At 59.8% G+C, this 14,573-nt stretch carries 13 protein-coding genes; 10 read left to right on the top strand and 3 right to left on the bottom strand.

Annotated features, from left to right (window positions below; genetic code table 11):
* The first annotated feature begins 245 nt into the window (after window positions 1-245).
* The 4 genes from cdaA to CXU21_RS07015 all read left to right on the top strand — a co-directional run bounded on the left by cdaA (window position 246) and on the right by CXU21_RS07015 (window position 4,174).
* The gene (gene cdaA, locus CXU21_RS07005; protein WP_257996465.1) at window positions 246-1,037 is read left to right on the top strand and encodes a diadenylate cyclase CdaA; all 792 of its coding nucleotides are present in this window, start codon (window positions 246-248) and stop codon (window positions 1,035-1,037) included.
* Window positions 1,015-1,167: a hypothetical protein gene (locus tag CXU21_RS12380; protein ID WP_180972273.1), complete on the top strand. Its 153-nt coding sequence runs from the start codon at window positions 1,015-1,017 to the stop codon at window positions 1,165-1,167. Before cdaA ends, CXU21_RS12380 begins: the two co-directional genes overlap by 23 nt.
* Before the next feature lie 14 nt (window positions 1,168-1,181).
* Window positions 1,182-1,823 (top strand): dethiobiotin synthase, encoded by a 642-nt coding sequence (bioD, locus tag CXU21_RS07010; RefSeq protein WP_102725561.1) that lies wholly within the window; start codon window positions 1,182-1,184, stop codon window positions 1,821-1,823.
* Between the two features lie 182 nt (window positions 1,824-2,005).
* On the top strand, window positions 2,006-4,174 hold the full coding sequence (locus CXU21_RS07015) for a family 20 glycosylhydrolase (RefSeq protein ID WP_102725562.1): 2,169 nt from the start codon (window positions 2,006-2,008) through the stop codon (window positions 4,172-4,174).
* Window positions 4,175-4,191: 17 nt separating this feature from the next.
* On the opposite strand, the gene CXU21_RS07020 is transcribed toward CXU21_RS07015, so the two are convergent.
* Complete coding sequence (locus CXU21_RS07020; RefSeq protein WP_257997366.1) at window positions 4,192-5,571, bottom strand: alkaline phosphatase family protein; 1,380 nt, start codon at window positions 5,569-5,571, stop codon at window positions 4,192-4,194.
* Between the two features lie 80 nt (window positions 5,572-5,651).
* Here CXU21_RS07020 and rph point away from each other — a divergent pair, with 80 nt between their 5' ends.
* The 3 genes from rph to CXU21_RS07035 all read left to right on the top strand — a co-directional run bounded on the left by rph (window position 5,652) and on the right by CXU21_RS07035 (window position 8,603).
* A complete protein-coding gene (gene rph / locus CXU21_RS07025) occupies window positions 5,652-6,443 on the top strand; it encodes a ribonuclease PH (RefSeq protein ID WP_102712239.1) in 792 nt (263 codons plus the stop codon).
* A gap of 190 nt (window positions 6,444-6,633) precedes the next feature.
* Window positions 6,634-7,392 (top strand): type II secretion system protein, encoded by a 759-nt coding sequence (locus CXU21_RS07030; protein ID WP_102711869.1) that lies wholly within the window; start codon window positions 6,634-6,636, stop codon window positions 7,390-7,392.
* Window positions 7,393-7,742: 350 nt separating this feature from the next.
* A complete protein-coding gene (locus CXU21_RS07035; protein ID WP_102725563.1) occupies window positions 7,743-8,603 on the top strand; it encodes a PEP-CTERM sorting domain-containing protein in 861 nt (286 codons plus the stop codon).
* A 187-nt stretch (window positions 8,604-8,790) separates the two neighbouring features.
* On the opposite strand, the gene CXU21_RS07040 is transcribed toward CXU21_RS07035, so the two are convergent.
* Window positions 8,791-10,869: an alpha-L-fucosidase gene (locus CXU21_RS07040; protein WP_102725564.1), complete on the bottom strand. Its 2,079-nt coding sequence runs from the start codon at window positions 10,867-10,869 to the stop codon at window positions 8,791-8,793.
* Between the two features lie 191 nt (window positions 10,870-11,060).
* On the opposite strand from CXU21_RS07040, the gene CXU21_RS07045 reads away from it, so the two are divergent.
* Both CXU21_RS07045 and nadD read left to right on the top strand, forming a co-directional pair.
* Window positions 11,061-11,738, top strand: a complete 678-nt coding sequence (locus CXU21_RS07045) for a M23 family metallopeptidase (protein WP_102712237.1) — start codon at window positions 11,061-11,063, stop codon at window positions 11,736-11,738.
* A 21-nt stretch (window positions 11,739-11,759) separates the two neighbouring features.
* Window positions 11,760-12,335 (top strand): nicotinate (nicotinamide) nucleotide adenylyltransferase, encoded by a 576-nt coding sequence (gene nadD, locus CXU21_RS07050; RefSeq protein ID WP_102725565.1) that lies wholly within the window; start codon window positions 11,760-11,762, stop codon window positions 12,333-12,335.
* A 20-nt stretch (window positions 12,336-12,355) separates the two neighbouring features.
* On the opposite strand, the gene truA is transcribed toward nadD, so the two are convergent.
* A complete protein-coding gene (gene truA, locus CXU21_RS07055) occupies window positions 12,356-13,147 on the bottom strand; it encodes a tRNA pseudouridine(38-40) synthase TruA (protein WP_102725566.1) in 792 nt (263 codons plus the stop codon).
* Between the two features lie 114 nt (window positions 13,148-13,261).
* Between truA and CXU21_RS07060 the strand changes: the two genes are divergently transcribed.
* The gene (locus tag CXU21_RS07060; RefSeq protein WP_180972702.1) at window positions 13,262-14,560 is read left to right on the top strand and encodes a hypothetical protein; all 1,299 of its coding nucleotides are present in this window, start codon (window positions 13,262-13,264) and stop codon (window positions 14,558-14,560) included.
* Window positions 14,561-14,573: the final 13 nt, after the last annotated feature.

The following is a 14,573-nucleotide window of genomic DNA, read 5'->3' on the forward strand; positions in this document are numbered from 1 at the left end:
GTTTATGATTGTTGCTGCCTTCGAAGGAAGGTCGTGTCCTTGAGCGGTATAGGAAAGTGAAAACAATGGTTTTCTGATGCCAGCTTTATTTCAGAATTCTTTCTTACCATTGATGAAGGAATACCAAGGTTTATGGAAAAAGAAGCTTTGTAATAGATTTTTGGATTCATTTTTTCGGCTGGCGGCGATATGGAGGGAAAGGATCGGTATTGCAATCATGCGGGTTGTTGTGTAGCTTGTTGCGCATGTGGGACTGGATTATGATCAAGGATGCGCTCCGGGCGATCGTTGAAATTTTCATCCTGTGGGTATTCCTGTACCAGATTTACCGCGCTTTCCACGCGACGCGCGGCGCGCGCATCATGGTGGGGCTGTTCGCCTGTTTCCTGGCCCTGGTGGTGCTGGCTTTTTTCTTCCAGTTAAACGTGATTTCATGGATACTGACGCGCATTTTCGCCCCCGGCCTGGCGCTGGCGCTGGTGGTGATTTTCCAGCCGGAGCTGCGCGTGGGGCTGGCGAAGCTGGGCAGTCATCCGTTTTTCTCCTCCTTCGCCAAACTCCAGCGGGTGGACTTCCTGGACAATTTCTGCAAGGCGGTGAGCAAGCTTTCCAACCAGCGGTTCGGCGCCCTGTTCGCCTTTGAGCGGAGCATCAGCATGAAGCCCATTGAGGATTCCGGCGTGAAGCTGGACGCCATTTTTTCTCCTGAACTGGCCCTGACGATTTTCCATACCAAGACTGCCCTGCATGACGGGGGCGTGGTGATTTCCGGCGACCGCATTTCCGCCGCCGCCTGCGTGTTCCCGGTCTCCCAGAAGGAGATGAGCGACCGCACCCTGGGGCTGCGCCACCGGGCGGGCGTGGGCATGTCGGAGGAGAGCGACTGCGTGGTAGTGGTGGTGTCCGAGGAAACGGGGGCGATCGCCCTGGCCGTGGGCGGCAAGCTGGAACGCAACCTCACGCCGGAACAGTTGAAGGGCCGTCTTGAAGAACTGCTGAATATTTCTTCTTCCAATGAAAAAACTGCTATTGCTTAATTGGCCGGCCAAGCTGTTCTGCCTGGTGCTGGCCGTGATCATCTGGTCTTTTATCAATCACTGGGTGACGACTCCCGACGGCGTGTCCACACGGGGGCAGCTTGAGGAGATTAGAAGGTCCCATCCCTGAAATTGAATATTGATATGAGGAATTTCATTGTTACCGGAACGGATACGGAAGTCGGCAAGACTTACGTGAGCTGCCTGATTGTCAAGGCGCTGAGAGAGAAGGGCATTAATGCCGCGGGGTTCAAGCCCGTGGCCTGCGGAGACAGGCAGGACGCGCGCCATTTGCGTGAAGCCGGACCGGATGGACTGACGCTGGACCAGCTGAATCCCGTTTTCCTGAAGAATGCCACGTGTCCTTATGTGGCCGCACGGCTGGAGAATACGCAGGTGGATGAAGAGGCCATCCGCCGCGGTTATGACGCCCTGGCCGCCGTTCATGAATGCGTGCTGGTGGAAGGGGTAGGCGGCTGGGAAGTACCCATCGGGCCCGGACGGAATTTCAGCGACCTGGCGGCGGATTACAGGCTGCCCGTCCTGCTGGTGATCGGCAACAAGCTGGGCGCCATTAATCATGCCCTGCTGACGCTGAATGCGATCAAGGCGCGCGGCCTGGAGTGCCTGGGCATTGTGTTTAATAACGTGAAGGATGAGTGGGATACCGCCTGCGTGACGAACAGAAGCATGGTGGAGGAGTTTTCCGACGCGCCCATTCTTGGGGAACTGATCCATGGGCAGGATTTCATGGATATTGACGCCCTTCTGGAACGCCTGCGCTGAGGCATGGATGCGGTGTTACGGGATGGAGGGAATGCTCTTTCCTTCCCGTCCGTTTCAAGGAGTGGACTGGCGGTGTGGAGAAGCCGGCATGCCGTGTTAAAAAGACCAGAAGAAAGGGGTGGATTTTGACTCCGGCAGGCCTGTTTTGACAAGAGTTGAAACGGAATGCCGTATCTTGGAAGATGTTTTTGTCTCGAGTTTTCAGCATTCCTGTACGGTTGTTTGCCGCCCTGCTGGTTTGTTCCCCGTGGGGGCTGGCTGGCGGAGAGGTGGTAACTGCGCCTGTGCCGGAGTTTTCCTCCCCTGCGCTGATTCCTTATCCTTCCAAAGTCGTCAGGGGTAAGGGCGGGGCGCGTTTTAAAAGCGTTCATGTGCATTTAGGCCGGGATGTTCCCCGCAGGGATGACCTGGTGAAGGAAATGAAGGATGTATTCAGGATGTCCGGCATTCCGGCTTCCGTGAGCAAGGATGTCTTTGAGGAAGGTTCCCTGGCGTGGGAGTTGAGCCTGGACGCCGGAATTGAGGGGGAAGCGTATGTCCTGTCCGTCGCGCCGGAGAAGGCAACTGTCAGGGCAGGGAGCTTTGGCGGTTTTTTCAATGCCCTGCAAACGCTGCGGCAGCTGGTTTCCAAGGAGAAGGAAGGTTTTTTCATGCCCTCCGTGCAGATCAGTGACGAACCCGCCTTCGCCCTGCGGGGCATGATGCTGGACGTGGGGCGTTATTACATGTCTCCCGCGTTTATCAAGGAGCTGGTGCGCCGGGTTTCACGCTATAAGATTAATACGCTTCATCTGCATTTGACGGATGATCCCGCGTGGAGGCTGGAAGTGAAGAAGTACCCGGCCTTGACGGACCGCGCCTTTCACTGGAAGTCACGGCTGCCGGGCAAGTTTTATACGCAGGAGCAGTTGAAGGAACTGGTGGATTATTGCGCCGGGCTGAATATCCAGGTGATTCCGGAGATTGACATGCCGGGGCACAGCCAGCCGTTCTCCAAGGCCATGAAGACCGGGATGCAGACGGAGAAGGGCGTTTCCATATTGAAGGAGGTGCTGGACGAGGTTGTCCCCCTTTTTCCCGGGAGGTATTTCCATATGGGGTCCGACGAGGTGCATATTACCATGAAGGATTTTATTCCGCGCATGGCGGAGTATCTCCGGGGGAAGGGGAAGGAGGTGATTGTATGGTCGCCGGGCGGTCCCCACGACAAGGATTCCGTGCTGATGTGCTGGGGGGAGAGCGAAGCCGGAGCCCGGATGGACAAGGGAAAGAAGCGCATAGACAGCAATGGCTTTTACATTGACTGGGCGGATTCCCAGTCCGGCGTGTACCAGGTGTTTTTCCAGCAGCCGTGCGAAGTTCCCCGGGGGGATGAAAAGGCGTTGGGCGCCATCCTGCCCGTGTGGTGCGACGGGAATCTGAGCAGTGAGAAGAGAGTGCTGGAGCAGTATCCCCTTTACCCCTGCGTGCTGACGTTTGCGGAACGCGTCTGGCGCGGAGGCGCCACCAAGAGGAAGGATTACATGGCGCAGCTTCCCCCCAAGGGAACGGCCGGATGGGCGGAGTTCCGGGAGTTTGAACAGCGCCTGGCCTCCCACCGTGACAGGTTTTTCCAGGGCGTTCCCTTTGCGTACGTGAAACAGGCGGATATGGCCTGGAGCCTGGTGGGCCCGTTTGACCACCGGGGGAAGAATGACACGCCCTTTGAACCGGAACGGAAGATTGCTCCCTCCTACCGGGACGGGGATAGGACGCTGGAATGGAAGAGCACGCCCGTTTACGGCGGTGCCGTGCATATCAGGCACCTTTTTGCGATGTTCAATATGCACCGGAACCAGTACCGGCTGGACCACTGGCCCACGCTGATGTCCGGGGATGTGGGGAAGGGCGGCGGGACTTGTTACGCGCTGACTTCCATCCGCAGCCCGAAGGATCAGGAGGTGTGGCTGATGGTTGGCCTGAACGGCATGTGGGGGCATTCCGGGGGGTACCGCAGCGCGCGCGCTCCGGAGCAGGGGAGCTGGGATTTTTCCGGCGGGGACGTGTGGCTGAACGGAAAGCGCGTGAATCCGCCCAAGTGGCCGTTCAAGAGCCTGCCCTGGACGGATTGGGGCAAGGGGCGCATTGAGGAGGCTCCCCTGACCTGGGAGGGGTATTTTTTCCGCCCTCCCGTGAAGGTCAAGCTCCGCAAGGGGTTGAACCGTGTGCTGGTTCGCAGCGTGTTCGGCCACTGGAAGGGGGACAACGGGCAGAGAAGCTGGTTTTTCTGCTGCATGCCCGTCCTGTGGGACGGCATCCATTACCGGGAGGTTCCGGGGCTGGAGTACGATCCCCGGCCGGACGCCCGCTGACGGGCTCGCGCCCGGGTTCAGTCTTCCGCAAAGGCGGAGAGGATGGCTTCATGCACGTCCTGCGCGGAACGGATTTCCGGCAGGGATGCCGGACCGATGAATACGGGCTGCTGGTTTGCGGGCACCCGGTCCCTGCCGTGGGAGCCTTTCACCTGGTCTCCGTTGAGGGGGATGACTTTCATCAGGGCGCGGAAGCCCAGCTTTTTTTTCAGCAGGAAGGCGGCGGCATGGAGCATGGGGAAGGAGAGGGCCGGGTCAAAGAACATCTCCGCAGGGTCATAGCCCGGTTTGCGGTGGATGTCCACGCAGCGGGCGAAGTCCGGGGCTTTGGCGTCATCCATCCAGTAGTAGTAGGTGAACCATGCGTCCGGCGCCGCGATGGCGGTGAAGTCCGGCAGGCGTTCCTGCGCCGCGGGATTGAGGCCGGAGAAGTCCGTTTCCCTGATTTCCTCCACGCCCGGGACGGCGGCGAGCAGGGCTCTTACTTCCTCTTTCACGGAGGGATCGTTGATGTAGACCAGGGCCGTCTGGTGGTCCGCCACGGCGAAGGCGCGGGAAGCTCCGCAGTCCAGCATTTCCATCCCCATTTCCGGCTTCACGGTGATCCAGCCCCGCTCCCGGAAGAGGCGGTTGAGGGCAATGCTGCGGGAGACGTCGGAAATTCCGTATTCACTGAGGATGACGGGGGTGACGCCCTCTTGTTCCAGAAAGCCGATCAGGTCGCACAGGAGGCCGTCCATGGCCTCCGCCGCCTGTGCCGCCTGCATGGAGGAAGGGCCGAATTTCTGAAGGTCATAGTCCAGGTAGGGCAGGTAGATGAGGCTGAGGCTGGGACGGTGCTTCCGTTCCACCCACCGGGCGGAGTCCGCTATCCAGCGGGAGGACTGGATGCCCGCCATGGGGCCCCAGAAGGTGGGGAAGGGGAATTCCCCCAGGTCTTTTTTAATGGTTTCCCGGAGTTCCATGGGCTGGGTGTAAATATCGAAGACCTTGCGGCCGTCCGCCGGGTACATGGGGCGCGGCGTGATGGTCCAGTCCGCCGTGGAGTACATGTTGTACCACCAGAAGAGCTTGGCGCAGGTGAAGCCGGGGCCGTACCGTTCCCGCAGTTTTTCCCACAGGCGCGGTCCCTGCACCAGCTTGTTGGACTGTTTCCAGAACTGGATTTCACTCATGTTCCGGTTATACCATCCGTTGGCGGGAATGGCGTGCTCCCGCGGGGAAATCCCCGTGACGTAGGTGCTCTGCGCGGAGCAGGTGAGGGCCGGGAAGGAGGGGGGGAAGGAGGAAACGCGCCGTCCCTCCGCCCATGCGGTGAGCCTGGGCATGTGTTCCATCATCTGGCGGGAAAGGGCCACCACGTCAATGACGGCTACGCGGGTGCTGGGGAGTTTCATGGAGGGGATATTAGCGGTTTGGCGCGGGAATTCCATCTTTCCATTTGAAAAAAGCGCCCGCATCCGTCATGATTCCGCGCATGGAACGTCAGGATAAACGACTTGTGGACCAGTTGCGCCCGATCAGCTTTGAAACGGGCATTGCGCCGAATGCCACGGCCTCCGTGCTGGTGACTTTCGGCCGCACCAAGGTGATTTGCGCCGTTACGATTGAAGAGGATGTACCCCGCTGGATGAAGATTCAGCGCGTGGAGGGCGGGTGGCTGACGGCGGAGTATTCCATGCTTCCGTATTCCACGCTTGACCGCAAGCGCCGCGATATTACGGCAGGGAAGCTGGACGGACGTTCCAGCGAGATCCAGCGCCTGATCGGCCGTTCCCTGAGGGCAGCCGTGGACCTGGGCAAAATCGGCCAGCGCACGATCTGGGTGGACTGCGACGTTCTGCAGGCTGACGGAGGCACCCGCACCGCTTCCATCACCGGGGCTTCCGTGGCCCTGGCGATTGCCGTAAACAAGCTGCTGGCCGCCGGGAAGCTGACGGAATCCCCTCTGAAGAGGCTGGTTTCCGCCGTTTCCGTGGGCATGCTGGACGGGGAGGCCCTGCTGGACCTGTGCTATGTGGAGGACAAGGACGCGGAGGTGGACATGAACCTGGTAATGACGGATCGCGGAGAGTTTGTGGAAGTTCAGGGGTCCGGGGAGGAGGCCGTATTTACGGCGGACCAGATGAACCGGATGCTGGAACTGGGCCGCAAGGGCCTGGACGAGATTGCTGAACTGCAGCGCCAGGTCATTGCCGAGGCGGACAAGCCGGAAGCCGGCGCACTGGAAGGCTTGAGCGCCTTTTTCGGCAGCGGCAGGCAGGCATGATTTTCCATGGCGCGGGATTTTTCCGGCTCCCGGCAAACGGGGGCTGCGGAGGAATCCCGGCGCCCTTCCAGGCCCAACATTTTTATGAGAATATGCTTGTCCTGACTGGGAAATCACGTTAATAGTAGAGACGAACATAGATAACCACGTACGGTTTTCTTAAACTGTAAACATTCCATCATATCCAACAATGAAAGTATCTTTTGCAACACGCCAGTTACGCAGGGGGTTCACCCTGATCGAACTTTTGGTTGTTATCGCCATTATCGCCCTGCTGGCTTCCGTGGCGTACGGTCCTATTCTGAACCAGATCAACAAGGGCGACCAGATGCAGGCCCTGACCAACATGAAGAACGTGGGCGTGGCGATGAACGAGTTCAAGTCCAACAGCAAGCTGGGCAATTTCCCGGATGACATCACCGCCGACCGCGTGGTGGCGCAGCACAACTACATGACGGGCCTGGGCGCCCTCCAGGGTGACACCTCCAATGACTATTTCCGCCAGCTTCTGGGCAACGAATCCGTTTCCGAAAGCAACTTCTACGCCAAGGTGCAGACTCCTTCCGGCGGTTCCACCGTCACCCCCGACGGTGAAATCTATGACGGCAAGGCCCTGACCCCCGGTGAAGTGGGCATCTCCTATGTCATGCGCAAGGGTGACAACAACAAGAAGGTGGGCATCGGCAGCTCCGTGGGTGAATATCCCCTGATGGTCACTTCCGTGCTTCCCGGTGAAGACGGCAGCACCGTCGTGGCCGGCAACGCCGTCCGCTTTGACCCGGAAAGCTTCCGCGGCAAAGTTCTGATTTTCACCACCGCCCAGAGCGCCAAGACCCTGGAGCTGGACGACAACGACAACCTCCAGGACACCTTCATTCCCAAGAGAAGGGGCAAGGACATCAGCGACACGTTCCTGATCCTTACGCCTGATTTCAGCGGCCAGGAATAAGTTTTTCCACCAGCAAAGATTTGCACAGGGCGCATCCTCCGGGATGCGCCCTTTTTAATGGAATTTTATTTGGGAATTGGCCCGCTCCGTACAGCCGGAAATGGCGGTATGACAAAGATGGCCGGACGGGGAAAAGGGAAGAAAAAAGCGTGTAAGGAGCGGTTTTCCGGTGGGGAAATATTGTTGGAGTTCTTCCTTGTGATTTAACGGAGGCTTGATTGGCGCGTTTTTTGTTGTTCTGGGCGCGCCTTTCCGGCGCGGCCGGGTTCCGGAGTTCCTTCCGGGGTTAGTGTCATTTATGGGTCATCTGTTGTGCAATACGGAGCCGCGGCGGTTTCAATACACTTATCATGACCAAGATTGCCATTGCCCTGTTATCATTGACCGCGCCGCTGGTGTACGCCGCCGTGTCTCCCGGTTCAAGTCCCGGAGCTCCGGTTTCCGGTGATGAGGCGGTTATTAAAATGGATGCCGTACTCCCCTTGTCGCGCGAGATGGTGAAGGAGGTTAATGACGGAGGCGCCCTGACTGTTTCCTCCCCCGCCTTTCCCTCCGGTTATTACATTGTTTACCGGTTTGTGTCTTCCCGCGGGGATGTGGTGCAAGCCTTTTCCGTGGTAGGCGGAAAACCGCTCCAGGGCGTGGGAATGGCCCTGCCCGTGCAGGTGAAGGCCAGGGGAATCCTGAATGATGATGTCTCCTGGAAGCTGGAACGGGAAATAGCGGCCATGTTTTCCTATGGCAAGTCCTATATGCCCCATAGTGAAGAGGTCATGGCCCGTGAGGCTGTGTACGGGCCCCTGGCCGGATCACTGGTGTCCCGTGGCGGCGGGGGCGGTTTTTACGGCGGCGCCCCTAGAATAGCGGGCGGATTTGCCGCAGATAATGTCAAGCCCGCTGTTCCGGACAGCGGGGGCAGCTCCAAGCCGTCAGATGACAAGGATAAGCCTTCTGCTCCGGATAAAAATCCGGGGACCGATCCTTCTGCCGATCCGGAACAGGATGAGAATGACGCCATCGTTGATTCCGGTGAGAAAGAGCTTTCCCTGGAATCCCTGATCACGGGGGACGTTCCGGAGGCTCCTCCCCTTGAAGCCAAAAAACTTCGCCTGGAAAACAATCTGAAGGCGGAGCCCGTACCGGAACCTTCTTCAGCCATGCTGGGGGCGTTTGGCATTGCCTGCCTGCTGATGCGGCGCAAGAGGAATTAAGCCATGCCGCTCCGGCTTGGCCGGCCGCGTTTTCGCCATGCCGTTTATCCGGACGGAAAGAGAGGCATGGTTTCCCTTCAGCCATGCATGGGCCATGCAGTGTTACAGTCCGTAACAGGCAGTATCATGAAAAAGGCGTTCCGGCCTTGAAAAACCGGAACGCCTTAATGCGGAAAGGAAGCGGATTTTATTTGCCTGCCGGAGCGCCGAAGACGTTGATTTCCGCGGCGGAAGCGCTGTTGCCGTCCAGTGAGCCGGTGCCGGTGAAGCGGAAGTAGCGCACGGGTTCGTTGACGTTCCTGAGGTTGACGGATTGTTCTATGGGATTGGCGCGGAGATTGGAGAATTCCCCTTCCGCCGCCTTCGTCCAGGTTTTTCCGTCCGGGCTTACTTCAAACTGATACTTGTCCGTCATTCCGGACGTTTTCCCGTCCTGCCTGGGCAGGTAGGAGAAGCTGGAGACCTGGTAGGGCCTGCCCATGTCCACTGTAAAGGATTGAGGCGTTTCAGCCTTGGCGAACCAGGAGGTCTCCGGGTTGTCATCAATGGCCGCCGCCGCGTTGCCGGAGGTGGCGTTTTTCACCTTCCACCCGGTTTTGCTGATGCCGAACCTGGCCTGGCTCACGGGCCCCAGCTTGCCGTTGGAGAATTGGCAGCGTGCCTTGACGGTGCCGCTTTCCGCGAATTTGGCGCCCTGGCTGTATACGGAAGAGCCTTCCTTGGGTTCGCTGCCGTCCGTCGTGTACAGGATTTTGTTCTTCCCGTCCGCAATGATGATGAGGTTGTCTCCACGGCGGAAGATGGAGGGCCGCACCGCGCCCGCCGGCTGGCGGAAGAGGGAGAATTCGGAGATGCAGGGCGTCGCCTGGCTCCCCGTGATGCGCAGGCGCAGCTTCTGGGTGGTGATGGGGCGGTTCAGGCGGCGCATGACCTGGTTGCCGATGGTCTTCCCTTCATTGTCGATGCAGACCCATTTGCCGTTGATCAGGGCATCAATGTTGAAGGAGTCCACACGCTGGCCCAGGCGGATTTGTTCGCGGAGGCGGATGACGTCAAAGGTGGCGGGTTTGGGAAGGGTGATGAAGGCGGAGGGCGTCAGGTTGTCGTCCTCCACGGCCCAGTAGGTCTCCATGTTGCCGTCCGTCATGTTGGAGGGGGCGAATTTCTTGTCATTGCCGCGCGTCTGGCTGGCCGTGACGGTTGCGCCCAGGGCATAGTCCCTAGCATACAGTTTATCGCGCAGTTCCTTGAATTCCAGCAGGGATTTGACGTCCGCGGGGTCCAGCTTGCCCGTTTTGTCCGCCGCTACGTTCAGGATGAGGTTCGCTCCGCGGCCTACGGAGTCAAACCATACCTGCATGAGTTCTTCCGGAGATTTGACGCGGGACGCCTGCCCCTGGTGCCAGAACCAGCCGGAATGGTTGATGGTGGTGTCCCCTTCCGCCGGAACCCAGCGTTCTCCGCCGCGCTTGCCGGTGCCTCCGCCTCCGCCGTTCAGCGCCACCGTGCTCCAGTGGGGATAGTTGACGTGGCCTTTTTCAGAACCGCCCCAGCGGGCGTCTCCGTAGTGGCCCGCGCCCCAGATGATGCAGTTGGGCTGGATTTTGCGGATCATTTCCACGATTTTTTCAAAGTTGTAGTACTTTTCCGCATCGCCGATGTTGCGCTTTTCCCTGGCTCCGCCGTAGTAGCCGTCCCCCCCGTTGGCTCCGTCAAACCAGATTTCAAAGACGGGGCCGTAGTTGGTCAGCAGTTCGCGGATCTGCTTGTAGTAAACGTCCAGGTAGCCTTCCTTGCCGTAGTCCGCATTATTGCGGTCCCACGGGCTGAGGTAGGTGCCGAATTTAATGCCGTGCTTCTTGCAGGCCTGGGCGAATTCCTTTACCACATCTCCCTTGCCGTTTTTCCACGGGCTTTTGGTGATGTTGTGGTCCGTGGACTTGGTGGGCCACGCGCAGAAGCCGTCGTGGTGCTTGGCCGTATAAATCATCCCCTTCATGCCGCCTTTCTTAAAGGTGGAGACGATGTCGGAGGCATTGAAGTCCGTCGGGTTGAAGATTTTAGGGTTTTCGTCTCCATACCCCCATTCCCTGCCCGTGAAAGTGTTCAGGCCAAAGTGGATGAACCCGTAGAATTCCATGCGCTGCCAGTTGACCTGTGCGGGGGTGGGCACCGCTCCGTAGGGCTTGGGAGGGTCTGCGGCCCATCCGGGCAGCATGGAAGAGGAAAGAACCGTTCCGAGAAAGAGGGAGGTAAGCTTGTTCATGCAGAGAAAACGTGTGTTGCCAAATACGGGGAAAACTCATTCTTTCTTTCATACGGAGGGAGGGCTGTCAAGTTGAAAGGGTTTCGCACAAAGTGCCGGAGGAGGTTAGTAGCTTCTAACTTCGACATGCGGGGAATTCGGCTTGATACGGGCCTGGCGTCCGTTTAGCATACAGAGGACTTTTGTTCCCCATGTCCTATTTCCGTTTTTTACTGCTGGCGCTGGTTCTTCTGACCGGGTCCGCATTTATCAGCGAGAGCGCTCCCGTCTACATGGCCCGGCGGGACAGCAAGTTCGCGCTCGTCCCCCTTTGCGACGGCTTTGATTTTCCGGTAGGCAAGCCTGACGGCAACGGCTATTACCGGTCCCGCGGCCTGCGCGTGAAGAGTCCCCGCCACATGGGCGAAGACTGGAACGGCAACGGCGGCGGCAATTCCGATCTGGGGGATCCCGTTTATTCCGTAGGGCACGGGGTGGTGACTTACGCGGCGGACGCCCGCGGCGCGTGGGGGAAGGTGGTGATTGTCCGCCATGCCTTCCGGGAGCCCAAGTCCGGAAAGGTGCTTTGCTGCCAGACGCTTTACGCCCACTTGAACGATATTAATGTGGTGCTGGGCCAGCTGGTGCTGCGTGGCACGCAGGTGGGCACCATCGGCACGAACCGCGGCATGTATCCTGCCCACCTTCATATTGAATTGCATTATAATCCTGACGTGAATTGCGGCCAGCAGGGGATTCCCAAGACGGAGCGCAATTACGGGCGCCTGACGGATTTTATCACCCGTTTCCGCCGCCTGCCTCTGGAAAAGAGAATGGTGCGCGTGCCAATCGGCGGGTTCCTGCCTTACAAGGGCACGGAAGGGCTTTGATTTTTTGATGAATGACGGACGGTGAAACTGTGCATTTTCGGCGGTTCGTTTGATCCCGTGCATGAAGGGCATGTTCGCGTGGCCGCCCATGCCCGTGACTATTGCGGGCTGGATTGCGTTCTGTTCATGCCGTGCTCCCTGTCTCCGCTGAAGGAGCAGGCCCCCGCCGTAACGGATGACCAGCGCTGCCGGATGATTGAGCTGGCGCTCCAGGGATTGGACTGGGCGGTGCTGGACCGTACGGATTTGAATCTTCCCCCTCCCTCATGGTCGTGGAGGGTGGCTGAGTGCGTGGCGGAGCGGCATCCCGGAGCGGAGCTTTTCTGGCTCATGGGCAAGGACCAGTGGGATTCCCTGGAACAGTGGGGCCGCTGGGAGCATCTGGCCGGGCTGGTGACGTTCATTGTATATCACCGGGGCGGCGAGCCGCTCCCCAGGGCACGGGTGCGCGCCGTTTTCATTGAGGGGGATGAACCTTCTTCCTCCACCCGCGTGCGGCATGACCTGCGCACGGGCGTATGTCCGGTGCCTCATCTGAATCCGGAGGTGGAGGAGCTGATCCGGCGGGAAGACTTGTACGGCGTGGACCGGAGATAGGGCTGCGCGCTGTTTTTGGCTTATTCAGGCCGGTTTTCCGGGGTTTCCGCCGGGTAGTGGACCTGCATCAGCGTGAGGCCGTCCGGCGGGGCGCAGAACGGGCTTTTATCCTGCGGGCGCGGAGAATTGATGAGGCGCGCCAGCTCGTCCAGCGTGATTTTACCCCTGGCCGCTTCATGGGCCGCGCCTGCCATGAGGCGCACCATCTTGTAGAGGAAGCCCGTTCCGGTGAAGGTAATGAAGACGTGGTCTCCCTTTTGCTCCACTTCCGCCTGCGTGATCGTGCGGCGGAAGTGGTCTTCCGGGATGGGGCGCGGTTCATTGCCGCGCAGGGCCGCAAAAGCCCTGAAGTCATGCGTTCCCGTGAAAAGGCGCACGGCTCGCTCCAGAGTTTCCACGCTCCAAGCCAGCGGACGGTGCCAGGCCAGCCCTGCGTCAAACGGACTGAGGATGCGCGCGCGGGAGATGCAGTAGCGGTAGGTTTTTCCGGCGGCGCTGAACCGGGCATGGAAGCCGGGGGCCGCGTATTCCGCATGCATGATCCGGACGGTATGGGGCAGGCGCGTGTTGAGGGCGGTGGGCCATTTGTCCGCCGGAATGCGGTGGGTGTCCGGAGCGTCCACATGGAAAACCTGGCCCAGGGCATGCACGCCGGCATCCGTCCTGCCGGAACCGTGGATGCGGACTGTAGAGCCGAAGAGGGCGGAAAAGGCGCGTTCCAGGACATCCTGCACAGTACGGCCCCCCGGCTGGCTTTGCCAGCCCAGGTACGGGCGTCCATCGTACGCGGCGGTGAAGCGGATGCGGGGCATGCGGCTGATTGTGTTGGAACGGTCCGGTTTTGGCAAGAGGCAAGTGCCGGACGGTGACGGTTTGGAATGGATGCCGTGCCTTCCGTCCCCTTCCTAGCTTGGAGGCCATTAAAGATGGCTATGCGAATACAGGATTTTGGAATGCTGCATGTGGCGCCGGATTTGTCCGGCGTGGTTCCGTTGAATGCGTTTGAAGCGCAGGCCGCCGGAGTGCGGAACCTGGCTGCGGGCGTAATGGAACTGGCCGGAACGGCGGGAACCGCCGTGAAGGAGATGCAGGAGGTGAGGGACGCCGGCCAGTGGGCGGAGGCCCGCGACGGCCTGTACCGTTTTGAACAGGACGTGATGCGGGAATTGGAGGCCGGGGGGGAGCCGGAGCACGTTCAGGAAAGGTGGAAAAAGGCGCTCGCGGAGCGGCTTCCCTCCTATCTGCCCGGCAGGATGTCCGCTCCGGTACGGGAGCGGGTGGAGCTGGCGAGGGAGAGCCTGGAGTCTGCCGGAAGCATTTATTTGCAGAAGATGTCCCGCCTGGGGCAGTTGGAAGAGGCGCGCCGGGCCTGGACCGGAGGCGTGGAATATGCCGTGGCGCAGGGGGAGGCCGGACTGGCTGAACGCAGGATTGAGGAGGGCCGCGGCGTTTTTGTGACCGGGGAGGAAGCCGCCCGCATGGTGGAGGATGCCCGCAGCCGCGTGGCCCTGAACCAGGCGGTGCAGGAGGTGCGGCGTGATCCGGTCCGGGCGGTGAGTCTTGTTTCCGGTGGCGTGGAGCCGCCGCAGTCCCCGGAGGAAAGGAAAGTGGCGCAGGAGGCCGTTACGGCGTATGGAGAGCTGAAGCGGCGTTATGCGGATTCCGTGGCGCGCACGGTGTCCGGGGGCGGCCTGCTCCGGGATGACGGTCTGGCTAATGCGGAAAAGTACGGCTTGATCAGTTCCGGGCAGTTGAGGCGTTATACGGAGTCACGGGACCGGAGGCGGGAGGCGGAGTTTTCCGGCGTCAGCGTACCGGAGGACGATATGCTGTTGTGCCGCATGACCTGCCTGGTTGATGAGGACTGCGGGGGGGAGGGGGATGCGGACGCCATGATTGAAGTGGCTACTTCCGGGCTGCCTGCGCCGCAGGTGGAAAGGCTCCTCCGGAGGCGGGAGGTGATGATGCAGGTTCCGCAGGAGACGCGCCGAGCGGCTTCCCGCCGCTTGTCCTCCCTGTTCCGCAGCGGAGCCTGGGGGCCATCGGAGGACGCGCGCGCCGTGGAGGAATGGAAGCGCGTCCAGATGGAATTGATGGAAGCTGTCAGGAGGGCCCCGCAGCAGCCTGAGGCGGAGCTTGAGAAAGTTTTTGAAAAGGAAAACCGGCTTCAGGATGAGGGCTGGGTGGGATTCAGGGATATGAACAAGGGAAAGGAAGGCAAGTAATGATGGAAAATGA

It is taken from the genome of Akkermansia muciniphila (genome assembly GCF_002884975.1).
Lineage (GTDB): Bacteria > Verrucomicrobiota > Verrucomicrobiia > Verrucomicrobiales > Akkermansiaceae > Akkermansia > Akkermansia muciniphila_C.

Coding starts and splice junctions, on each gene's coding strand:
- cdaA (WP_257996465.1), top strand. CDS start 246: ATGTGGGACTGGATTATGATCAAGGATGCGCTCCGGGCGATCGTTGAA.
- CXU21_RS12380 (WP_180972273.1), top strand. CDS start 1,015: ATGAAAAAACTGCTATTGCTTAATTGGCCGGCCAAGCTGTTCTGCCTG.
- bioD (WP_102725561.1), top strand. CDS start 1,182: ATGAGGAATTTCATTGTTACCGGAACGGATACGGAAGTCGGCAAGACT.
- CXU21_RS07015 (WP_102725562.1), top strand. CDS start 2,006: ATGTTTTTGTCTCGAGTTTTCAGCATTCCTGTACGGTTGTTTGCCGCC.
- CXU21_RS07020 (WP_257997366.1), bottom strand. CDS start 5,571: ATGAAACTCCCCAGCACCCGCGTAGCCGTCATTGACGTGGTGGCCCTT.
- rph (WP_102712239.1), top strand. CDS start 5,652: ATGGAACGTCAGGATAAACGACTTGTGGACCAGTTGCGCCCGATCAGC.
- CXU21_RS07030 (WP_102711869.1), top strand. CDS start 6,634: ATGAAAGTATCTTTTGCAACACGCCAGTTACGCAGGGGGTTCACCCTG.
- CXU21_RS07035 (WP_102725563.1), top strand. CDS start 7,743: ATGACCAAGATTGCCATTGCCCTGTTATCATTGACCGCGCCGCTGGTG.
- CXU21_RS07040 (WP_102725564.1), bottom strand. CDS start 10,869: ATGAACAAGCTTACCTCCCTCTTTCTCGGAACGGTTCTTTCCTCTTCC.
- CXU21_RS07045 (WP_102712237.1), top strand. CDS start 11,061: ATGTCCTATTTCCGTTTTTTACTGCTGGCGCTGGTTCTTCTGACCGGG.
- truA (WP_102725566.1), bottom strand. CDS start 13,147: ATGCCCCGCATCCGCTTCACCGCCGCGTACGATGGACGCCCGTACCTG.
- CXU21_RS07060 (WP_180972702.1), top strand. CDS start 13,262: ATGGCTATGCGAATACAGGATTTTGGAATGCTGCATGTGGCGCCGGAT.